The 22,096-nt window shown below is 43.1% G+C and carries 19 protein-coding genes and 1 pseudogene; 8 read left to right on the top strand and 12 right to left on the bottom strand.

Annotation, left to right across the window (positions count from 1 at the left end):
* Positions 1–2: 2 nt before the first annotated feature.
* From hflD to Phpb_RS16800, 5 genes are all read left to right on the top strand, one after another.
* A complete protein-coding gene (gene hflD, locus Phpb_RS16820; RefSeq protein ID WP_065391352.1) occupies positions 3–629 on the top strand; it encodes a high frequency lysogenization protein HflD in 627 nt (208 codons plus the stop codon).
* Positions 630–652: 23 nt separating this feature from the next.
* Positions 653–2,023, top strand: coding sequence for an adenylosuccinate lyase (gene purB, locus Phpb_RS16815; protein ID WP_065391351.1), 1,371 nt, complete (start codon positions 653–655; stop codon positions 2,021–2,023).
* Between the two features lie 367 nt (positions 2,024–2,390).
* Positions 2,391–3,059 carry a two-component system response regulator PhoP gene (phoP, locus tag Phpb_RS16810; RefSeq protein ID WP_065391350.1) on the top strand — a complete coding sequence of 223 codons (669 nt, stop codon included), beginning with the start codon at positions 2,391–2,393 and terminating at the stop codon, positions 3,057–3,059.
* Between the two features lie 19 nt (positions 3,060–3,078).
* A complete protein-coding gene (gene phoQ, locus Phpb_RS16805) occupies positions 3,079–4,542 on the top strand; it encodes a two-component system sensor histidine kinase PhoQ (RefSeq protein ID WP_065391556.1) in 1,464 nt (487 codons plus the stop codon).
* An 83-nt stretch (positions 4,543–4,625) separates the two neighbouring features.
* The gene (locus Phpb_RS16800; protein WP_065391349.1) at positions 4,626–5,747 is read left to right on the top strand and encodes a ribosomal protein uL16 3-hydroxylase; all 1,122 of its coding nucleotides are present in this window, start codon (positions 4,626–4,628) and stop codon (positions 5,745–5,747) included.
* A gap of 240 nt (positions 5,748–5,987) precedes the next feature.
* Here Phpb_RS16800 and pepT read toward each other — a convergent pair whose 3' ends face one another.
* The 5 genes from pepT to lolC all read right to left on the bottom strand — a co-directional run bounded on the left by pepT (position 5,988) and on the right by lolC (position 11,398).
* Positions 5,988–7,253: a peptidase T gene (gene pepT / locus Phpb_RS16795; RefSeq protein WP_065391348.1), complete on the bottom strand. Its 1,266-nt coding sequence runs from the start codon at positions 7,251–7,253 to the stop codon at positions 5,988–5,990.
* Positions 7,254–7,308: 55 nt separating this feature from the next.
* On the bottom strand, positions 7,309–8,160 hold the full coding sequence (gene cobB, locus Phpb_RS16790; protein ID WP_065391347.1) for a Sir2 family NAD+-dependent deacetylase: 852 nt from the start codon (positions 8,158–8,160) through the stop codon (positions 7,309–7,311).
* A gap of 91 nt (positions 8,161–8,251) precedes the next feature.
* Complete coding sequence (gene lolE, locus Phpb_RS16785) at positions 8,252–9,499, bottom strand: lipoprotein-releasing ABC transporter permease subunit LolE (RefSeq protein WP_065391346.1); 1,248 nt, start codon at positions 9,497–9,499, stop codon at positions 8,252–8,254.
* Positions 9,499–10,203, bottom strand: coding sequence for a lipoprotein-releasing ABC transporter ATP-binding protein LolD (lolD, locus tag Phpb_RS16780; protein ID WP_065391345.1), 705 nt, complete (start codon positions 10,201–10,203; stop codon positions 9,499–9,501). The genes lolE and lolD overlap by 1 nt, the downstream gene beginning before the upstream one ends.
* On the bottom strand, positions 10,196–11,398 hold the full coding sequence (lolC, locus tag Phpb_RS16775) for a lipoprotein-releasing ABC transporter permease subunit LolC (RefSeq protein ID WP_065391344.1): 1,203 nt from the start codon (positions 11,396–11,398) through the stop codon (positions 10,196–10,198). Before lolC ends, lolD begins: the two co-directional genes overlap by 8 nt.
* 197 nt (positions 11,399–11,595) lie before the next feature.
* On the opposite strand from lolC, the gene mfd reads away from it, so the two are divergent.
* The 3 genes from mfd to Phpb_RS16760 all read left to right on the top strand — a co-directional run bounded on the left by mfd (position 11,596) and on the right by Phpb_RS16760 (position 17,635).
* Positions 11,596–15,042 carry a transcription-repair coupling factor gene (gene mfd, locus Phpb_RS16770; RefSeq protein ID WP_065391343.1) on the top strand — a complete coding sequence of 1,149 codons (3,447 nt, stop codon included), beginning with the start codon at positions 11,596–11,598 and terminating at the stop codon, positions 15,040–15,042.
* Positions 15,043–15,763: 721 nt separating this feature from the next.
* On the top strand, positions 15,764–16,741 hold the full coding sequence (gene pvcA / locus Phpb_RS16765; RefSeq protein ID WP_065391342.1) for an L-tyrosine isonitrile synthase: 978 nt from the start codon (positions 15,764–15,766) through the stop codon (positions 16,739–16,741).
* 48 nt (positions 16,742–16,789) lie between these two features.
* Positions 16,790–17,635, top strand: coding sequence for a TauD/TfdA dioxygenase family protein (locus Phpb_RS16760; RefSeq protein ID WP_065391341.1), 846 nt, complete (start codon positions 16,790–16,792; stop codon positions 17,633–17,635).
* 114 nt (positions 17,636–17,749) lie between these two features.
* Here Phpb_RS16760 and Phpb_RS27590 read toward each other — a convergent pair.
* From Phpb_RS27590 to Phpb_RS16735, 7 genes and pseudogenes are all read right to left on the bottom strand, one after another.
* A pseudogene (locus Phpb_RS27590) lies at positions 17,750–17,977 on the bottom strand (DUF2569 family protein); the annotation flags it as partial.
* Positions 17,978–18,030: 53 nt separating this feature from the next.
* Complete coding sequence (locus Phpb_RS25750; protein WP_065391340.1) at positions 18,031–18,366, bottom strand: hypothetical protein; 336 nt, start codon at positions 18,364–18,366, stop codon at positions 18,031–18,033.
* Positions 18,367–18,610: 244 nt separating this feature from the next.
* Positions 18,611–18,745: a hypothetical protein gene (locus Phpb_RS27285; protein WP_276204280.1), complete on the bottom strand. Its 135-nt coding sequence runs from the start codon at positions 18,743–18,745 to the stop codon at positions 18,611–18,613.
* 5 nt (positions 18,746–18,750) lie between these two features.
* A complete protein-coding gene (locus tag Phpb_RS16750) occupies positions 18,751–19,197 on the bottom strand; it encodes a hypothetical protein (protein WP_065391339.1) in 447 nt (148 codons plus the stop codon).
* A gap of 2 nt (positions 19,198–19,199) precedes the next feature.
* Positions 19,200–19,760: a polymorphic toxin type 25 domain-containing protein gene (locus Phpb_RS16745; RefSeq protein WP_065391338.1), complete on the bottom strand. Its 561-nt coding sequence runs from the start codon at positions 19,758–19,760 to the stop codon at positions 19,200–19,202.
* A 283-nt stretch (positions 19,761–20,043) separates the two neighbouring features.
* Positions 20,044–20,391 carry an immunity 8 family protein gene (locus Phpb_RS16740; RefSeq protein WP_075489515.1) on the bottom strand — a complete coding sequence of 116 codons (348 nt, stop codon included), beginning with the start codon at positions 20,389–20,391 and terminating at the stop codon, positions 20,044–20,046.
* A gap of 14 nt (positions 20,392–20,405) precedes the next feature.
* A partial coding sequence (locus Phpb_RS16735) for a VENN motif pre-toxin domain-containing protein (protein WP_165603313.1) occupies positions 20,406–22,096 on the bottom strand: 1,691 nt, incomplete at its 5' end.

The following is a 22,096-nucleotide window of genomic DNA, read 5'->3' as shown; positions in this document are numbered from 1 at the left end:
TCGTGGCAAAGAATTATTACAATATCACACTGGCATTGGCGGGAATTTGCCAGTCAGGTCGTCTGGTACAACAACTTGCTCATGAAAACCAATGTGACGCCGATGCTGTTGCCACTATGGTTAATAGCATCCTGAACACTAACCCGACATCTGTTTTAGATGTGTTCGGCAATCATGAACGCAATCTGCGCACCGGGCTAAACGCATTGCTAGGGATGTTTAATAACTCTAACAATGGTATTTCCGCCGATCTCACCCGCTATATCTTGAGTCTAATCGCATTGGAGCGCCGACTAAATAAAAATCAGGCAGCTTTCGATGCACTGGGTAATCGTATCAATTTGTTAGAGCGCCAGCAGGCACATTTTGAACCCATGTCTGAAGGGATGTTCAACGCGTTGGCCGGTATTTATGTCGATGTTATCAGCCCAATAGGTCCACGTATCCAAGTAACAGGTTCCCCTGATGTTCTGCGCAATCCACTTGTACAAGCGAAAGTCCGGGCTATTCTACTGGCTGGCGTCCGTTGTTCGGTCTTATGGCAACAAGTTGGCGGCGGTCGCTTGCAATTAATGTTTTCTCGTCAACGCCTGATCCAACAGGCGAAAGATATTCTTTCTCATTGTTAAATAAAATCCGGGAGTTGCTACCAATGGAATTGTCCTCACTGACTGCTGTTTCTCCGATCGATGGCCGTTACGGCGATAAAGTCAGCGCATTACGTACTATTTTTAGTGAGTTTGGCTTACTGAAATTCCGAGTGCAGGTTGAAGTACGTTGGCTGCAAAAACTGGCAGAATGTGCTGAAATTAAAGAAGTTCCCGCTTTTGATACAGACGCAAACGCTTACCTGAATGAAATCATCGCAAATTTCAATGAACAGGATGCAATGCGCATTAAAATTATCGAACGCACCACTAACCACGATGTCAAAGCAGTGGAATATTTTCTAAAAGAGAAAGTTGCACATGTTCCTGCATTACACAAGGTTTCTGAGTTTATTCACTTTGCCTGTACTTCTGAAGATATTAACAATCTAGCTTATGCACTGATGCTACAAACAGCTCGTGAAGAAGTACTTTTACCACAATGGCGTCAGATAATTGATACCATCAAAAAAATGGCGAGTGAATATCGAGATTTACCACTATTATCTCGCACTCACGGCCAACCGGCCACTCCTTCCACCGTTGGTAAAGAGTTTGCCAATGTCGCTCACCGGATGGAACGCCAGTATCGCCAGCTGGAACAAGTCGAAATACTCGGTAAAATTAATGGCGCCGTAGGTAACTATAATGCCCATATAGCCGCTTACCCACAGGTTGATTGGCATCAGTTTAGTGAAACTTTTGTGACTTCACTCGGCATCAAATGGAATCCATACACGACTCAAATCGAACCCCATGATTACATTGCTGAATTGTTCGATGTCATCGCCCGCTTCAACACGATTGTGATCGATTTTGACCGCGACATTTGGGGTTACATCGCACTTAACCATTTCAAACAGAAAACGGTTGCCGGTGAAATTGGTTCTTCCACTATGCCACACAAAGTCAATCCAATTGATTTTGAAAACTCAGAAGGCAATCTGGGGCTGGCAAATGCGGTATTTGGTCATCTGGCAAGCAAGTTACCGATTTCCCGCTGGCAACGTGATCTGACTGATTCAACCGTATTACGTAACCTTGGTGTTGGCCTAGGATATGCTCTGATCGCTTATCAATCTACGATGAAAGGCTTAAATAAGTTGGAAGTCAATGAGCGGCATCTGCTGGATGAGCTAGATCAAAACTGGGAAGTGCTTGCTGAACCTATCCAAACAGTGATGCGTCGATATGGTATCGAAAAGCCTTATGAAAAACTTAAAGAACTTACCCGTGGCAAACGCGTCAATGCTGAGGGGATGAAAATCTTTATCGATGGGCTGGATTTACCGGAAGAAGAGAAAACTCGCCTAAAAGCCATGACACCGGCAAATTATATTGGCCGTGCAATTACACTGGTTGATGAATTGAAGTAATTGATATTCAACAGACGGATAAAACACCCGTCTGTTGCTATACCCTATGGATTTCAAGATACATCGCGACGGCAAGGGAGCGAATCCCCGGGAGCATAGCAAACTATGTGACCGGGGTGAGTGAGTGCAGCCAACAAAGAGGCAACTTGAAAGATGACGGGTATATTCTTATATAAACCAATCCCAAACACACTTTAAAGTTATATTCTCTATTTCGACTTAACGTCTTGCTGTTACAGATCCATGTATCTAACATGTTCAGCCAGAACCATTGCATTGAATTTTTTACCGGCAGTTTTGTCTATATAACAGTCCGAATGAATTGATTATTACAATACTGCCTGCTGGAGTTGAGAAGGATTATTCCATGCGGATATTGATCGTTGAAGACAACATGTTACTGCGTCACCATTTAACGGTACAGCTTCGTGATACCGGTCATCTAGTTGATGCCGCGGCAAATGCCAAAGAAGCCGATTATTACCTGGTCGAGAGCGAACCCGATATTGCCATTGTTGATCTTGGTTTGCCCGGAGAAGATGGCTTGAGTTTGATCCGTCGCTGGCGCCAAAGAGATGAAAAACTCCCCATTCTTGTTCTGACCGCCCGCGAAAGCTGGCAAGAAAAAGTCACGGTTCTTGATGCAGGAGCGGATGACTATGTTACCAAACCCTTTCATCTTGAAGAAATTATTGCCCGTATGCAGGCACTCCTACGCCGTAATAATGGGCTAGTTTCTCAGATCATTGAATTCCCGCCTTTCAAAATTGATCTGTCACGCAAGGAATTAACAGTTTACGGAGAGAGCGTCAAACTAACGGCGTTTGAATACCGAATCATTGAAACACTGATGTGTAATAGCGACAAAGTTGTCACTAAAGAGTCATTAATGCGCCAATTATATCCCGATGCTGAACTGCGCGAAGGCCACTCCATCGATGTCTTAATAGGCCGGCTAAGGAAGAAAATATTGGATATCTGGCCCTATGAAGCTATCGTAACTGTTCGTGGCCAAGGCTATCGCTTTGATGTATAAGACTTTTATAGGTAAAAAAGTGCTCAAGCACAAAAAGCAGCCTTTCTCACTCCGTACCCGGTTTTTAATGGCAACGGCGGCGATTATTCTTGCTCTTACCATGTCTTACGGTATTGTCGCCATTGTCGGTTATCTGGTTAGTTTTGATAAAACTGCTTATACACTGCTACGCAGTCAAAGTAACCTATTTTTCAGCCTTGCACAGTGGAATAATAATAAGCTGGATATTTCAGTACCCCCTAATTTCACGCTGAATAACCCATCATTGGTTCTGATTTATAACAACAAAGGCGCCATCCTCTGGCGTCAACGCCATATCCCAAAAGTCGAAAACTCTATTCCCAGTGAATGGTTAAAAGAGGACGGTTTATATGAACTGGATACTGACTTAAAAAGCAGCCGCGACTTACTAAAAAATTCGGCTAACACACAAGGACAATTAGGTAAACTTGATGCACTTGACGAAAATGAAGATAACGAGCTAACCCACTCCGTTTCCGTCAACAGATACAGCGCGACAGCTCATTTGCCAGCATTAACTATTGTAGTCATCGATACCATTCCACAGGATTTACAAAAAACGGTTCTGGTGTGGGAGTGGTTCGGTTATGTATTAATTGCCAACCTTATTCTGGTTATCCCATTAATCTGGCTGGCAGCACACTGGAGTTTACGGCCAATTAAATCGCTTATTCATCAGATTAGTTCGTTAGAAAAAGGTGAACGGGAAAAACTGGATGAAAATCCACCAACAGAGCTGCGGGGGCTAGTTCGTAATCTTAATGTGTTGCTCAATAATGAACGCAACCGCTATACAAAATACCGGACAACGCTTGCTGATCTGACACACAGCTTGAAAACGCCACTGGCTGTTTTACAATCAACTCTCCGTTCTTTACGTGACAGCAAACAAATGACTATTCAGCAGGCAGAACCTATCATGCTAGAACAAATTGGCCGTATTTCTCAGCAGATAGGCTATTATCTACATAGAGCCAGTATGCGCAGTGAACATAGCGCCATTATGCGGAAAGTTTCTTCCGTTCCTGCTTTACTGGATAGCCTGTGCAGCGCTTTAACAAAAGTCTATCAACGTAAAGGCGTCAGCCTCACGTTAGATGTCTCACCGGAGATCACCTGGCTTGGTGAGAAAAACGACTTTATGGAAGTCATGGGTAATGTGTTGGAAAACGCCTGTAAATATTGCCTTAAATTTGTTGAGATCTCTGTGGCGATCGATCACGATTCGGTAATGATTATTGTCGATGACGATGGTCCAGGGGTGCCGCCTGAAAAACGGGCAATGATTTTCCAGCGAGGCCAACGTGTTGATACTTTAAGGCCCGGTCAAGGGCTAGGACTGTCAATTGCTTCTGAAATTATCGAACAATATAAAGGTGATATCAGTATCAGTGACAGCCCGCTTGGTGGCGCCAGAATTTGCGTTATATTCCGATGCCAGCAAATTAATGATGACGATTAGTTAAATATGCCAGTACAGTCTGATACTGGATTTAACTATTGGTTATAATACCCTGAAATTCACTTCACACTCAGGATGTCACTATGGACTATCAGTTGAACCTGGACTGGCAGGCATTTTTGCATAATCATTGGCAAAAACGGCCTTTACTGATTAAACAAGGCTTCCGTCAATTCATTGATCCCCTTACTCCCGATGAACTCGCGGGTCTGGCTATGGAAAATGAAGTTGACTGCCGCCTGGTCAGCCAGAAAAATGGCCGTTGGGATGTCTCTCATGGTCCATTTGAAAGTTACGATCATTTAGGTGAAAAAGAGTGGTCACTGCTGGTACAAGCGGTTAATCACTGGCACCATCCTTCCGCCGCATTAATGCAACCATTCCGCGTATTATCTGACTGGCGGATAGACGATCTGATGGTCTCCTTCTCTGTTCCCGGAGGTGGTGTTGGTCCACATCTAGACCAATACGATGTGTTTATCATTCAAGGAATGGGTCGCCGTCGCTGGCGCATTGGGGAAAAGCTACCAATGGAACAGCGCTGCCCTCACCCCGACCTATTACAGGTCGATCCCTTTAATGCCATTATTGACGAAGAGATGGAGCCAGGCGATATTCTCTATATCCCACCTGGATTTCCGCATGAAGGTTATGCCATCGAAGAGTCACTAAATTATTCAGTTGGTTTCCGCGCCCCCAATTCCCGTGAGCTTTTCAGTAGCTTCGCCGATTATGTGCTGGCTAATGATTTAGGCAGCTATCGTTATAACGATCCTGATCTGACTTTCCGTGAAAATCCAGCACTGGTCCAGCCGCATGAATTATCAAAGCTACATGCCATGATGAACGAGTTATTGGCACAACCTGACACTTTCCAGCAATGGTTTGGTGAATTCATTTCTCAGTCACGGCATGAACTTGATATTGCTCCACCAGAGCCGCCTTATGAAAGTGATGAAATTTATGAATTAATGAAACAAGGTGAAAATCTCCACCGACTTAACGGATTGCGGGTTATAAGGATTGGTGATCAGTGCTTTGTTAACGGTGAATTAATAGATACGCCTCATATTAAAGCGGCTGATGTTCTTTGCCGCTATTATGAAATTAATGCCGAAATGCTTGGTGAAGCGATAGATGATGTTCGTTTTATCAGGTTGCTCACTGCATTGGTTAATAGTGGTTACTGGTACTTTAATGATTGATACCTCACCTCAAGAGGTTAATTTCAAGAGAGTTATCAAAGATCATTAATTCTGTTTAACACCTAAGTTAGTGATTAACTCACTGCCTTTGAATCAGATCCTCTGATTCAAAGGCAATTTTTGAATTTGTATATTAAAGGAAAATACAAATAAATCATGGTATTGCCATCACTCACAAGCAGAAAGCAAGACCTATTAATTTATCTCATATACCGAAAAACAACACAGCAAATTATCGACTTAGTTAATGCTGCACAACGACGGACTTATTTCCGATTTTTTAGACAACAATGCGGTTAATTCAGCAATACGCATGACAACACTGACAGCCTGCTCCATTCCTTCCAACGAAACAAATTCATGTTTACCATGATAATTATACCCCCCCATAAATATATTCGGGCAGGGTAGACCACGAAATGACAACTGCGCACCATGAGTACCGCCACGAATAGGTTTAATAACGGGTTCAATATTACAATCCAGCATTGCTTGTTTAGCAATCTCAATAACATGCGGATATTTGATAACTTCATCATGCATATTGTAATAATTGTCATCGATAGTCAGTTCGATATAACAACCAGAATGCAACCCTTCACCGGCTTTTTCAGCAATTTTAATCATCTTCTTTTTACGCTCTTCGAAGTTATTCCGATCAAAATCACGAATGATATAGTGCATTTCAGCACGCTCAACCGTGCCTTTAATACGCTGCAAATGATAAAAGCCTTCATATCCATCGGTATGTTCCGGTGTTTCTTCCGATGGCAATGCCTGATGGATATGGATCGCCAGCGATAACGCGTTGATCATGATATTTTTAGCATTACCAGAGTCGATATTATTGCCAACAATCTTAACGGTTACTACTGCTGCATTGAAATTCTCAAATGCCAATTCACCTACACCACCACCATCTACAGTGTATGCCCATTCAGCATCAAATGAATTAATATCAAAATAGCTTGCTCCCTTACCTATCTCCTCATCAGGTGTAAACGCAATCCGAATATCACCATGTAAGATATTGCTATTTTTCAGACGAACCATTGCAGTAATGATTTCCGCAATACCTGCCTTATCATCAGCACCAAGCAGCGTTTTACCATCGGTGGTAATCAATGTCTTCCCTAACATATTATGCAAGATAGGAAACATAACCGGCGATAACACTTCATTACCCGCTCCCAGAGCAATCTCGCCGCCTCGATAATTTTCCAGCATTTGTGGACTAACATTTTTCCCAGAGAAATCAGGTGAAGTATCAAGATGAGCAATAAAACCGATAGCTGGTACGGGCCAAGAGGTATTGGCAGGTAATGTTGCCATCACACAACCATGAGCATCCTGCGCCACATTGGAAAAACCTAATTCGATCAGCTCCTGTTTTAGCGCGTTAGCAAGTTCGAGCTGTCCATAACTACTGGGAATAGTCTTCGCTGACGGCTTTGACTGAGTATCAAAAGATATGTATTTAAAAAAACGCTCTAGTAATCTGTCCATTATTCTCTTCCCCCAGGGATTTTATTACCTATTATGAGGAAGAGAAACACAATAATTATTGCGTCAAATCAGCTTTAAATTCTTTAATACTATCAATTAACCTTCTGGCATACTCATCTACTATCTTACTGGCGGGTCCATAGTGCTTTTCATCAAATAAACTTTCCACCTGACTCGGTTCTAAGTTCAGTTCTACCGTGTGCGCCCCTGCCAGTTTAGCTTCATGTACAAATCCAGCCGCAGGATAAACATGACCAGAGGTACCGATAGCGATAAAAATATCTGCCTGGGCCAGTGCGGAATAGATCTGTTCCATCTCCAAAGGCATTTCACCAAACCAAACAACATGTGGACGCAATGACGAGGGGAACTGACAACAATGGCAGCGTTCATCTGTCGTCAAATCGCCTGTCCACTCAAACACCTGCCCAGATTGGCAACAACGAATCTTGAGCAATTCACCATGCATATGCACCGTGCGATAACTACCCGCCCGTTCATGAAGATTATCGATATTCTGAGTAATCAACAAAAAATTATCACCAAGCTCATGCTCCAGCGCGGCTAAAGCATAATGCGCCGCGTTCGGTTTTATTTCTGATTGCTGAAGTTGATGACGCCGAGCATTATAAAATGCCTGCACCAATTCTGGATCTTTCTGAAAACCCTCAGGTGTAGCAACATCTTCCACCCGATGCTCCTCCCACAACCCATCAGAAGAGCGGAAAGTCCGAATACCCGATTCGGCCGAAATACCGGCCCCCGTCAATACTACGATGTAAGGTTTTTTCATATTAAGCGCCAATAGATTATCCCTATAAAAAATCCGGCTACGAAATCTCTGCTGTCTTACACGCTTAACCTTACGAAGCCGGCCAAGCCGACTAAGCCGACGACGAACTCGCATACTGACTTCCTTTAAGATTTCTTAAATGCTGCTTAGGTTTCTGTTTTTTACACCATAACGTTTTGATTAGCTCGTGCCAATAACAGATTAATTATTTCCCACTTAAAATTCGGGCCGGATCAAGTCTACTTGCCCGTCGCGCCGGATACCAACTGGCCAATAAACTCAGAATCAGAGCCGTCGCCAGAACATACAGAACATCCATGCCATGTAACTCAGATGGCAAGAAATCAATGAAGTAAACATCGCCGGAAAGAAATTGATGCCCGATCAACTTTTCTAACCCATGAATAAGCACTGTCAGATTCAGTGACGACAACACACCAGCTACAACACCGGCAATACTGCCCGTCATACCCGTCAGTAACCCATACCAAAGAAAAATCGCTCTAATCTGCCTATCTTTAGCGCCGAGGGTTCGCAGGATAGCAATATCACTACTTTTATCTTTTACCGCCATAATCAAAGTAGAAACGATATTAAAACACGCCACGCCAATCACCAGAATCATCGCCAGATACATAATGCTACGTACCATCTGAATATCATGATACATATAGCCATAATTTCTCATCCAACTGCTGATATAGACATACTCCTGTGATGCTTCCCCGGCAGACCTTACCCGCTGATCAGCGTCAAATACATCATCAACCTTGATCGCAATGCCCGTGACTCCCTGTCCATAATCCAAATATTGTTGCGCATCAGCCAAAGGAATCAGGGCCAGACTATGATCAAGCAAGCCGCTCAATTGAAAAATCCCGCTAACCTGTAAACGAATTCGTTTCGGTTGCAACAATTTCATATCAGGATCATTGTTTGGGATCATAACAGTCAGCCAGTCACCCTGTTTGACCTTCAAGGCGTTAGCAACCCCCTGTCCCAGAATGACCTGTTGATGACCAGCCTGAAAATTTTGCCAGGCATTATCTTGTACAAATTGTGGTAATGAGCTGACCTGAGATTCAGAGGCTAAATCAACGCCTCTCACCTGAACAGCATGTAAGCTGGCGCCTTTTTCCATCAAGCCAGTGAAAGTAATATAAGGTGAAGCAGCAACCACACCGATTGTGTTTTTTACCCGTTCCAATGCAGGTTGCCACTGTTCAAAAGGCTGATGAACCGTATAGATTTCACCATGAGGAACAACAGAGAGGATGCGGTTTCTCAATTCTCGTTCAAAACCATTCATGGCACTCAGACCAATAATCAGAACAGCGACACCAAGCATAATCCCTAGCGTAGAAATCACAGAAATCAGAGATACCATACCGCCACGGCGACGCCCGCGACTAAATCGCAAGGCAGTGACCAAAGAGAGAGGCAAATTCGCCATTACAACGCCCCCGCCAGGGTCAATTTATCCTGTAAATAACCATCACGCATCTCCACCTGGCGATTTAATCTGCCGGCGAGATTTAAATCATGGGTGACGACCAGAAATGCCGTGCCTTGCCGCCGGTTGAGCTCGCCCAGTAATGCAAAGATGCTATCTGCATTACGTAAATCGAGGTTACCGGTAGGTTCATCCGCTAAAACTAAAGAGGGTTCGTTCACCAACGCTCTGGCAATTGCCACACGCTGGCGTTCACCTCCGGATAATTCCGATGGGCGGTGATGAGCTCGCTTCTCCAGACCAACGGCCGCCAGCATTTCTAATGCTTTCTTCTGCGCCTGACTACGGTTTTTACCGCCGATCAACAACGGCATAGCGACATTCTCTATCGCATTAAAATCTGGCAACAAATGGTGAAACTGATAAATAAAGCCCAATTCATGATTACGCAGTTCCGCCCTGGCACTGGAAGACATTTTATTCAAAGAACGCCCTTTAAACAGGACTTCACCAGAAGTCGGCGTATCCAACCCACCAAGCAAATGCAGAAGCGTACTCTTACCTGAACCGGAACTTCCCACAACCGCCATCATTTCACTCTGATTGACAGCAAAAGTGACATCTTTCAGCACTTCGGTCAGTACTTGTCCTTCCTGATATTTTTTACACAGATTATTACACAACAATAGTGGTTGATTATTCATAACGCAAAGCCTCAGCAGGTTGGACGGCAGCAGCACGCCAGGAAGGATATAACGTAGACAATAGGGCGATCGCCATCGCTGAAATTGCGATTGTAACAACCTGTAGCGGTTCAATGGCAACAGGCAGTTCAACCCCTGAGGTCAACAAGCCAATAAGCGGCATTAAGTTATTAAGCTGACTGGAAAGCAGAACACCAAGCCCAGTTCCCAGTAAAGTGCCAATAATCCCGGCTCCCGCGCCCTGGATCATAAAAATCGCCATCACCTGACGTCGTACCAACCCCTGTGTTTGCAAAATCGCCACTTCTCCCTGTTTTTCCATTACCAGTAAACCAAGCGAAGTAATGATATTGAACGCAGCCACAGCAATAATCAGGCTTAACAATAAGCCCATCATGTTTTTTTCCATCCTGACTGCTTGGAAAAACTCACCTTTACGTTCGCGCCAATCTTTCCACAACAATCCTTCAGGCAGGGCTTGTAAGCTCAAACTATCTACAGCCAATGGTTCTGAGAGATAGAGACGCCAACCAGTAATGTGACCTGGCGGATAGCGCATCAGACGGGCTGCATCTTGCTGGTTAACCAGAATCTGTGTGCCATCGACTTCGCTATTAGATGCAAAAGTACCAATAACATTAAATAAACGCTGACTAGGAATACGTCCCATTGGCGTCAACTGACTTGCACCGGGCACCATCAGGCGAATGCGATCACCACGTTTTACTCCAAGCTCCCCGGCTACTCTTTCGCCCAAAATAGCATTGTAGCTACCGGGTTCAAGTTGATGACGATAAGCACCGTTTAAATATTCAGCCAGCGGCTCATATTCATCAAAAGTGATGCCCAACATCACACCGACACCAACATTCCGGGCGCTTTGCAATACCACATCCCCCGTCACCAATGGGGTAATCCTGTTAACCTGCTTTAGATCCGCAAGTTCACTGGCAGGATGCGCTTTTGGGTCTAGCGAGCCGTTTACCGACGTCACAACCGCCTGTGGCACAAAACCGAGAATGCTGGTTTCCAATGAACGCTCAAAACCGTTCATCACAGACAATACTGTAATTAACGCGGCAACACCGAGAGTAATGCCAATTGCTGATAGCCATGAGACAAACCGACCAAATTTGTCAGCCGCCCGGCCACGCATATACCGTAAACCTATAAATAATGAGACAGATTGAAACATGAAATCTGTTACGCCCCTGTTGCCAAAGCAAAGTGTTCGGGGATAATAAAGGGTAGTTATATTTTATGGAACCACCAACACCCAGATTCTGTGGTTTTTTTATTTTCTCTCAACCAGCCTGCGTGTTTACTCGAAGACCATATATGCGTCGAAAGCCCGTTGGAATGGACTGAATCATAAAGAACACATTTACGCTTATGTCCTCAAAATATCGTTATGAACTGCCTGAACGCCGCGGCGATAACCGTCAATTAGGTCGACTTATTGGCGCCGCTTGCGCTGTAGAGTGCGCTGAAATTATCGAACGCCATCAAGGGCCTGTCGTACTGATAACCAAAGACATGCAAAACGCCTTACGCCTGCATGATGAAATCTATCAGTTTACCGACTGCCCGGTTGATCTTCTTTCCGATTGGGAAACACTGCCGTATGACAGCTTTTCTCCCCATCAGGAAATCATTTCCAACCGCCTGTCTACACTTTACCGTCTGCCGACGATGACCAAAGGTGTTTTAATCCTGCCGATAAATACCTTAATGCAACGGGTTTGCCCTCATGAGTACCTTAACGGGCATGCATTGGTTATGCATAAAGGTCAGAGACTCTCGCGGGACAAACTTCGCGCTGAATTAGAACAGGCCGGCTATCGTAGTGTCGAACAAGTTCTTGAACATGGCGAATTTGCTACTCGGGGCGCACTACTTGATCTCTTTCCAATGGGAAGCGAGCATCCTTATCGTATTGATTTTTTCGATGATGAAATCGATAGCTTACGCATTTTCGATGTTGACAGCCAACGCACGCTAACTGAGGTTAAGCAAATCAACCTCCTGCCCGCTCATGAATTCCCAACGGATAAAGAGACGATTGAACTGTTTCGCAGCCAGTGGCGGGAACGTTTTGAAGTCCGTCGGGACAGTGAGCATATTTATCAGCAAGTCAGCAAAGGTACGCTACCGGCAGGGATAGAATACTGGCAACCGTTGTTTTTCAGCCAACCTCTGCCTGCGTTGTTTGATTACCTGCCTGATAACACCCTGATTCTTAGCCAAGAAATCAACAATGCCGCTGAACGTTTCTGGCAAGATATTCAACAGCGCTTCGAGAGCCGTAAAATTGATCCAATGCGCCCTCTCCTCCCCCCAGAAGAGCTTTGGCTCCCGGCGGATAAATTATTTTCAGCGCTAAAAAACTGGCCCCGCATTCAACTTAAAGCGGAAGAATTGAGTAAAAAAACGAGCCACGTAAACCTTGACTATCAATTACTGCCCGATCTCTCCGTTGTTGCGCAAAATAAGACGCCGCTGGATAAACTTCGCCGTTTCCTGGAACAATTCAGGGGCCGCGTAATTTTCTCCGTTGAAAGCGAAGGACGAAAAGAAGCATTACAGGAATTATTGTCACGAATAAAGATTAAACCAATTAAAATCAATAAATTAAATCAGGCGCAACAACCCGGCCACTTTTTGATGATTGGTGCCGCTGAACACGGTTTTATCGATACAAAGAATGAATTTGCTCTAATCTGTGAAAGCGACATGCTCGGTGAGCGTATTGTTCGCCGCCGTCAAGACACCCGCCGCACGATTAATACCGATACCCTGATCCGTAACCTTGCAGAATTACGCCCCAATCAGCCGGTGGTCCATTTGGAGCATGGCGTTGGCCGCTATCAAGGGTTAACTACGCTGGAAGCAGGTGGTATCCAAGCTGAATATCTGATCCTAAGTTATGCCGGCGACGACAAACTCTACGTTCCGGTATCTTCCCTGCATCTAATCAGCCGCTACGCAGGCGGCGCTGATGAAAATGCTCCATTACACAAATTGGGCGGAGAAGCATGGAGCAAAGCCCGCCAGAAAGCGGCCGAAAAAGTACGCGACGTAGCTGCGGAACTGCTTGATATTTATGCTCACCGCGCCGTAAAACCCGGATTTGCTTTTAAACATGATTGGGAACAATACCAACTATTCTGTCAAAGCTTTCCATTCGAAACGACCCCAGATCAGGAACAGGCGATTAACGCCGTTCTGAATGATATGTGTCAACCAATAGCAATGGATCGCTTAATTTGCGGTGATGTAGGATTTGGCAAAACCGAAGTTGCAATGCGCTCCGCATTTCTGGCGGTCCATAATGACAAGCAAGTGGCGGTTCTGGTTCCGACAACACTGCTGGCTCAACAGCATTTTGACAATTTCCGCGACCGCTTTGCTAATTGGCCTGTACGTATTGAGATGATATCCCGCTTCCGCAGCGCCAAAGAACAGCAACAAGTTGTTGAAATGGCAGCCGAAGGTAAAGTCGATATTATTATTGGTACGCATAAACTGCTACAAAGCGACCTGCGTTGGAAAGACCTTGGCTTGTTAATTGTCGATGAAGAACATCGGTTTGGTGTGCGCCACAAAGAGCAGATCAAAGCCATGCGTGCCGACGTCGATATTCTAACCCTCACCGCAACCCCAATTCCCCGAACGCTCAATATGGCAATGAGTAGTATGCGAGACCTCTCAATTATTTCGACTCCTCCCGCCCGTCGTCTGGCAGTTAAAACCTTCGTGCGCGAGTATGACAGTCTGGTTGTGCGAGAAGCCATACTGCGTGAAGTTTTGCGCGGAGGCCAAGTCTACTATCTCTATAACGATGTTGAAAATATTGAGAAAGCGAAACTGCGTCTCGAAGAGTTAGTACCAGAAGCACGGTTCGCAACTGGTCATGGGCAAATGCGTGAACGGGATTTGGAACGAGTGATGACTGATTTCCATCATCAACGATTTAATGTTCTGATTTGTACCACAATTATTGAGACAGGCATCGATATTCCAAGCGCCAATACCATCATTATCGAACGTGCTGACCATTTCGGCTTGGCTCAATTGCATCAATTGCGTGGACGCGTCGGACGCTCCCACCATCAGGCTTATGCTTACCTACTGACACCACATCCGAAAGCAATGACAACCGATGCACACAAACGTCTGGAAGCCATCGCCTCCCTTGAAGATTTAGGCGCAGGCTTTGCATTGGCAACTCACGACCTTGAAATCCGTGGAGCCGGCGAACTCTTGGGCGAAGAACAAAGTGGTCAGATGACAACCATCGGCTTCACTCTCTACATGGAAATGTTGGAAAGCGCTGTCGATGCACTAAAAGCAGGCCGCAAACCTTCACTTGAAGACTTGACCAATAGCCAAACTGACGTTGAATTGCGGATACCTATTTTGTTACCCGATGATTATATTCCCGATGTCAATATGCGTTTGTCTTTTTATAAACGTATCGCCAGCGCCAAGGACGAATCAGAATTAGCAGAATTGAAGGTTGAATTGATAGACCGATTCGGCACATTACCTAATCCGGGGCGCCATTTATTACAATCAGCAGCCATTCGCTTGTCAGCTCAGAAGTTAGGTATTAAACGAATAGAAGCCCATGAAAAAGGAGGATTCATCGAGTTTAGTGAGAAACATAAAGTCGATCCAACTTATCTTATCGGCCTGTTACAGAAACAACCCGAAATCTACCGGTTGGATGGCCCCGCCAAACTGAAATTCATCACTGATCTGAACGAAAGAATGACACGTCTGGAATTTATTCAGCAATTACTTGATATGTTTGAACATCATCAAATCCATTCTTAAACCACTGCTAACTTCCCCTATGATTGATTACCAGTCTATGGGGAAGTACTGCAATTTAATTCACATTGTATAACTCTTTTTTTACGTAACCCCACCAAAATCGAGACCAATATTCATTTGTACTATTGAATAATTATGCTGTGATTTATTCATTAATATTTATTCTAAGATAACAAACATATCGTAATATCCATATGGAATAAGGATTATTTCCCCGACTGGGTTAAGGACAAATTCAGTTTCCGAAAAATAATAACCCGACATGATTATAATAACAGTCTATATTATTAATCTGATACAAGAATTTATTTTCTGTCTGAATAACACATCCCCGTTATAATTATATTTTTCTCTTATACAATAATCACAATATATAATCACTATAAATACATTACAGAAGAAAAACAAATTACTTATCAATTTACATACTCAATTATTTATCTCATAAAAAGTGATCGGACCAGTTTTTTAAATATTTTAATAACCACGTAAAACTTTGCCTTAATGTAACAATCGATCAAATATATTGATTAACTATATAATTTATATTCAAGCATATTGCTTATTATGAAATAGATTATTAGATATTCTTAAATATTATATTATCTTTTAATTGCGTTATCTTACACTTCGTCTATACCAATTAATTAAACCGCTATTTATCTATTTTAAAGAAACAAAATAATAAATATATTTACAACAAGTATGAGAAATCGTAATTATGCAAAGTGCCACTATTGATAATATTACTCCCGAAAATGTTTCTGTTAATGATATTTCCATGCAGATTTTATGTGAATTATTACAATATCGCAGACACCTTACTGACTCAAAGAAAAATACAGATCAAGAAAGAGAGATTGTTAAAACTGTACAATTACCTAGAATTGAATATTTTATCAAGAAGAAAAAGCCTATCGAATTCATCTTACCGGCATTCCCAACCAAGTCACCAAACAGAAATAAAGTACTTGGCACCTCCCCTGATATGGCAGAGCGCTTGTCTTTGATTTTTCTTAATTCTCTTTGCCAGCGTATTCAGCTTTATTATCCGCCTGGCGCCCGCATTATTATTTGCTCTGACGGGCACGTTTTCGGTGATCTGATTCGCGTCAGTGATACAGTTATCAGCCAATATCATGAAGATATTAAGCAATTACTTCATGAAGTGGGTGCTATCAATTTAAGTACATTTAACCTTAATGACGACAAGGAACTCTGCGAACATAGTGATGATTTCAATTTGCAGAGACAGATGTTAGTTAAACATTATGCCCGCTCAGAAGAATCTATCAAAGACGAACTATTGCAAAATAGTGACGGATTACAATTATATCGTGCAGTCACTCGTTTCTTATATGAAGACAGCTTATTACCCGGCTATACTGGCTCAAACAATGCTTTACAAAAAGATGCCAAACAAAGGGCCGTTGGTGTTATTCAACGAAGCTGGGCGTGGGGAAGTTTATTAGACACTCATTTTCCAAACGCCATACGTTTATCTATTCATCCTCAGCCAGCAAATAGTATTAAACTTGGTATTCATATGATGCCAACCCGGGATGATTGGTTAACCCCTTGGCACGGTGTCGCAGCCAATGTAAATGGACAATTCATACTTATGAAACACAAAGAAGTCCAGATGATGGGTGGAAAGCTAGTTAATATTCATGGAAAACCCAGTCACTATGTAATTTAACTTAATATGGTGATTTAAAGATAAATTATAATTTAAAGGAAAATAACTATGGCAAAATTAAATAACTTCCAGACAGAAGAGATAACCCCATTTGGTTTAAAAATTACTCCTCAATATTCCGATCAACATATTGATACATTATCAGTGGAACAACTGAAAGAACTGACTAGAAAACACAATCTGCTTATATTACGTGGTTTCAAATCTGACTTATCTGACCACAAAAAATATGAAGAATATGCCCATAATTGGGGAGAAATAATGATGTGGCCGTTTGGTGCTATTTTAGATGTTCGTGAACATCAAGATGCTACCGATCACGTTTTTGATAACAGCTATATGCCATTGCACTGGGATGGCATGTATAAACCGACCATTCCCGAATTTATCATGTTCCATTGTGCCCACGCACCTGAAAGTGACCAAGGGGGCAGAACAACTTTTGTCAATACTCGTCGTGTTGTTACTAATGCTACTCAACAGCAACTAGAACAATGGAAAAATATATCTATTACTTATCGCATTAATAAGGTCACTCATTATGGTGGAGAGGTTCATTCTCCTCTACTGGAAGAACATCCTGACGGAAACGGATACGTTATCAGATATAATGAACCAGCAATAGATGGAGAAAAATTCCTGAATAAACATGCTATTGAATACCATAACATCAGCCCTGATCAAGTCGCGGAATTTCAGCAAGATTTCATCAAAACACTCTATGATAAACGCCATTTATATGCTCATACATGGAAAAAAGGCGATCTGGTGATTGTGGATAACTTCTCTCTGCTACATGGACGTGAAGGATTTACCTCCAAATCAGAACGGCATTTACAGAGAATCCATATACAATCCGATCCGGTATTTAATAATCAGGCGTTAAGACCATAGTATTCTTATATAAACAAAAAATTGGAAAGATTATTTGACTCGCACTGTAATTTATTGGGAGTCAAATGATCTATCTTTATGAAAAATTGCATTTATTAATCTAATCCGCCATCATTATTTAATAAATGTCCTTTTAACTCGAATAGATATAATAAAGTAAGGCACCCATATACATGCATAAAACACAGTTCTAAAAAGCAAGAAAAGATGATTATAATCCAGTTTTATTTCATATACATAATGAGCCAACGCTAAATCGGTGATGACAAATAATGAGGTAAAAACTAACAGGATAATGTAAAACAAAGGTGTTTTCTTCTTTTTTCTAAAGAAGAAAATAGATGTATAAAGTGCAACTCAAAAAATAATTGTAAAACAGATATACCCTATGGATTTCAAGATGGATCGCGACGGCAAGGGAGCGAATCCCCGGGAGCATAGAGAACTATGTGACCGGGGTGAGTGAGCGCAGCCAACAAAGAGGCAACTTGAAAGATAACGGGTATAAACTCAAATCCTATAAGGATACGTAATTCACCTGAAAAACCATAACCAGAGTTTAAGATTGTCATTGTTTTATATGAACTAAATAAAGAGCTAAATATTGCAAAGATAAGATTTATTGCGGGTAAATAGAGAAATCCGCCAATGCCACTTAATTCTTTCTCTTCACATGCTGCACAAAAATCTGATTCATGTAATGCTGGGCTTTCACATTTAATACATTTCATAAAATTTCTCCAAAGATTGATTATTAATTCACGTAAATCATACAGGTGATAGTATATAAAATAATAACTTGTTAGCCGGATACCCCCTATTTTTAATAGCCTTATTTACATATTCAAGTGAAAAAAAATATTTCATCCTGGCTTCTTTCTGAACTTTTACTATTAGTGCTCTGTAATCACCTTGTAATGCCCGCAGTTATTTGGCAACGGCAACACATTGCTCTGCACTGGCACAGCTTGTTATTCATACCTGAACCTTATCGTATTCCTGACGATATTTATCCCGGACAACAGAACGGCGGTTGGTATCACCCTGACAGTTGACCAGTTCCTCACTCCTTGAACGGTTCTGGTCAACGCTTAAGTGGTTATTATCCACAACAATTACGTAGAAAAAAACAAATAAAGCCAAACAATATAAAATAACCTAGATAACCATAATAACGTATTTTGAAGACTTATTTCCATTTCAAAAGCAAACTCTTTTATGAATTCAATATTATTTCCATGTGCAAATTTTCTTTTTGAGAAAAATCTGCAATGAATAAGAAAAACAAGAATTGCAAACACCCCAATGGAATATCCAACAAAGGAAATTAAATTTCCATTTCTAATAAATTCAAACCAAATTCCAGACATATAAATAACAAATAATATTATCATGGAAAAATTAGCAAGTTTGTTTTTATTAAAAAAACAAAAATCAAAAAAGAGCAATGGAGATTTTACACTTCTTAGTAAAATTTTTTTGCTCAAGCCAAAGTAGATGAAGCATGCAAGAAACCCCAACAGACTCAAGACCATCAAAGTAAACGGAATATATACAATCATGCTCATTTATCCTTAAACTCATGTTTATATATTTCAGTGCCAACTTTGCCATTCACGTCTGTTTCACCTAATGGAGTTTCCCTTGAAATACCACTCCAGCCAATTGAAGGCCCTATACCAAGTGATACACCTATTCCATCTTTTCCTGCTGATATTCCAAATGAACCATAGCCAAAACCTAGATCAAAAGAATAATCTTTATCTTGGGCTCCTAATAAACCTGGGAAATAAGGGCCAAATTCTATTCCGACAGTTGCCCCACCATGAGCACCAATAGCTGTTGTCATCCCACCATTAATTGCAAATTTATTTGGATCCAATGCTGCTTCAGCAAACCCTGCTGGACCTATTCCTGCTGTAACCTCACCTTTTACATGCGGTTTAACTTTATAAGTAACACCCCATGATGGCCCCTGATGAGAGTATTTTATAGCTTCGTTCATTTCTTCTACTGTTTTCCCTTTACCTTGTAGATCAAAGGACAATGATGTATCTGAACTGATCGAGTTGGCTATCTGCCCCCAAAAGGTTCCTAGACCATAACCAAGAGCATTATTATCCACAACAACACTTTCCAATGCGAAGCTGGCCGTTGAACACCAATTTTCCCTGTGTACTCAGTCAGTTACACCCCGTTTTTTCCGATGTGCGTTCACAGCCGAATCCAAAACCCCCTGACGCGTTTTTCACCCCCGAAAGCCGGTTTTTCCCGCCGTGCCCTTGTCAGTGTAGCCCCGATCACTATTACCAGCGAAGCCGGGCAGTTAATCATTCAACTGGCTGAGAATGACTGACAGCTAAAGGAAGAGTCCAGTTCTTTAGCTGGACTCCTTGGATAACAGCAGGTTAAGGTTGATAATCCTCATATTCCCAGGCAAAGACACGGGAAAGCTTTTGGGCTATCTCCATCCAGTCATTACCTTCACACTGTTCAATATAATCCGTGATGATCTTTTTAATTTCATCCAAATTATACTCACGTACCAGAAGCGTATGACGTATCAATTCCGGTTGCCAATGATGATTACACAGCCATTCAGGTGTACAGATAAAAAGATCAAAATATTCACTCCCACTTTCCAACTCTGGCCCGATTAATAGGGATAAGGTTATATTAATAGTTCCGTCATCTTCACCGGAATACATGACTGGATCTTTATGCATACAATCTATGCCTTTTAGTACTGCTTTCACTAATGCATCCTCTTTTAATCCAGAATATTTAAATGACCGTTTCCAGTCTTATTTATTTTTCCTTTAGAATCAATTGAATATGTCTCAAAATTGGCTTGCACACCAGTAGTAGCATGGGCACTATTAGGTTTCTCTGATGGTGGTCTATAACCTCTTGTACCATCCGCACTAACCCAGCCATTTCCAGTAGTCTTCTTGGCTCCATCTCCTACCCAGATTTTGCCTAATCTATCCGCTTCTGTTCGAGTTCCTGCCCCAATGCCATAATTGAGCTTACCATTATCACCTTTAACTACAGCTGCCAACCTTGGGTCTTGCGAAGCAATATGACTAAGGTTTCGTTGCACTAAGTCTTCTTTTAACTTCGGATAAGTTGCCGCATTTTCCGCGCCACTTGTGTTTTTCCCTGCTGACTCAGGCTGAGCACCTTTGCCGGCATTATTTTGCGATGATTTTGGTGACGACTTCGGCCCTTTGGCTCCCTCTATCACAATAGGCAGCGTCATCGCCATCGCAGCGGCAGTCTCCTGACTCATGCCCATTGCTTCAAAGCGTTTTGTCCAGCCGAGTTCGCCTACCTTGCCTGTAGCCGCCTGACCTAACGTATTCACCGCCGACAGGTAATTTCTGAACTCAACCGGCAATGTGCCGTCCCGGTCCATATTTTTGAGGGTGCGTTCAAACACCGGCCACTGATCAACCAGATAACCATACTTCTGCGCACACTGGCTCGGGTTGCTGTTGCAGAAGTCCATCATTTCCTGCTGATTACGGATATTGGTCTCCACCATATCCTTGATCACTTGTTTGCAGCTTTCGCCTTCACAGGTGCGGGCTTGGTGCGCAAAGTTGTCCAGCTCATTCACACTCAAAAAGTTATTCTCAATTGCATTCTTCCCTGCCTGCGCCCCAGTGAGGGCACTGGCGGTGGAGTCACCTGCAATACCGCCTGCCAGTCCTGCCGCCAGGGTGGACAGGGTGCTGATAGTTTGCTTCTGCTCCTCCGTTAACTCACTGACTTTAGCCCCGTCGCCGTAAAGTTGCTTAATCAGAACCTGAGCAGCCAGTTCCCCCGACGCCGCACCCGCGGCACCCGACAGGGCATTGTTACCGCTCACTTCCGCCGCCACCGCGCCTAAAATCGCATGGGCCAGCGTATTGGTGGCGATATCCACCTGATGGGTTTGCGGGTCAGTGGTCAAGTTCTTAATCACGCCCGCCAGATACGGTGAAGCGCCCCCGGCCAGCGCCTGACCGAGATTGTTGCCCGCTAAGCCCTGAATGGCGGCCGTGGCCGCCTGTAGGGCTTTCTGATAGGTTCCGCCGGTCCCAAAGCCCGAGTCATTCAGCGCCTGTGTGTAAGCGGTATCATAAACTTGCTTATTGATATCCGCCGCAGTCGGGTGTGGATTGCCACTGTCGACCAGTTTTTTTCTGGCGGCCGCTTTGTCCGGTTCACTGATATGGTCTAACTTCGCTTTCGCCGCTTTGGTGGCGATAATTTTCCCTTCCGTACTGGCTATCTCGGTCATCTGGGCGCTAACTTCGCCAATCAGTTGCGCCTGTTTCAGCCGTTGCTGCTCTTTTTCCTTGTCAAATATCGGACTCAGGGCATTCGCGGCGTTATCGGTATCGCGGCTGAGGGTCGCGATATCCTGCGTCTGGTGCGCTTTATCCCGGATAATCAGGTTGCCGTCGCTGACGG

The organism is Photorhabdus namnaonensis, from assembly GCF_001684335.1.
Taxonomy (GTDB): domain Bacteria; phylum Pseudomonadota; class Gammaproteobacteria; order Enterobacterales; family Enterobacteriaceae; genus Photorhabdus; species Photorhabdus namnaonensis.
Note: the sequence above shows the minus strand (reverse complement) of the source record. Positions and strands in the feature narration are given on the sequence as shown.

What these genes read in the sequence shown, in the direction of transcription:
- cobB (WP_065391347.1), bottom strand. Translation starts at nt 8,160, where the DNA reads ATGCGAGTTCGTCGTCGGCTTAGTCGGCTTGGCCGGCTTCGTAAGGTT.
- lolC (WP_065391344.1), bottom strand. Translation starts at nt 11,398, where the DNA reads ATGTTTCAATCTGTCTCATTATTTATAGGTTTACGGTATATGCGTGGC.
- phoP (WP_065391350.1), top strand. Translation starts at nt 2,391, where the DNA reads ATGCGGATATTGATCGTTGAAGACAACATGTTACTGCGTCACCATTTA.
- lolE (WP_065391346.1), bottom strand. Translation starts at nt 9,499, where the DNA reads ATGGCGAATTTGCCTCTCTCTTTGGTCACTGCCTTGCGATTTAGTCGC.
- Phpb_RS16800 (WP_065391349.1), top strand. Translation starts at nt 4,626, where the DNA reads ATGGACTATCAGTTGAACCTGGACTGGCAGGCATTTTTGCATAATCAT.
- pvcA (WP_065391342.1), top strand. Translation starts at nt 15,764, where the DNA reads ATGCAAAGTGCCACTATTGATAATATTACTCCCGAAAATGTTTCTGTT.
- Phpb_RS25750 (WP_065391340.1), bottom strand. Translation starts at nt 18,366, where the DNA reads ATGAAATGTATTAAATGTGAAAGCCCAGCATTACATGAATCAGATTTT.
- lolD (WP_065391345.1), bottom strand. Translation starts at nt 10,203, where the DNA reads ATGAATAATCAACCACTATTGTTGTGTAATAATCTGTGTAAAAAATAT.
- purB (WP_065391351.1), top strand. Translation starts at nt 653, where the DNA reads ATGGAATTGTCCTCACTGACTGCTGTTTCTCCGATCGATGGCCGTTAC.
- mfd (WP_065391343.1), top strand. Translation starts at nt 11,596, where the DNA reads ATGTCCTCAAAATATCGTTATGAACTGCCTGAACGCCGCGGCGATAAC.
- pepT (WP_065391348.1), bottom strand. Translation starts at nt 7,253, where the DNA reads ATGGACAGATTACTAGAGCGTTTTTTTAAATACATATCTTTTGATACT.
- Phpb_RS16750 (WP_065391339.1), bottom strand. Translation starts at nt 19,197, where the DNA reads ATGATTGTATATATTCCGTTTACTTTGATGGTCTTGAGTCTGTTGGGG.
- Phpb_RS16760 (WP_065391341.1), top strand. Translation starts at nt 16,790, where the DNA reads ATGGCAAAATTAAATAACTTCCAGACAGAAGAGATAACCCCATTTGGT.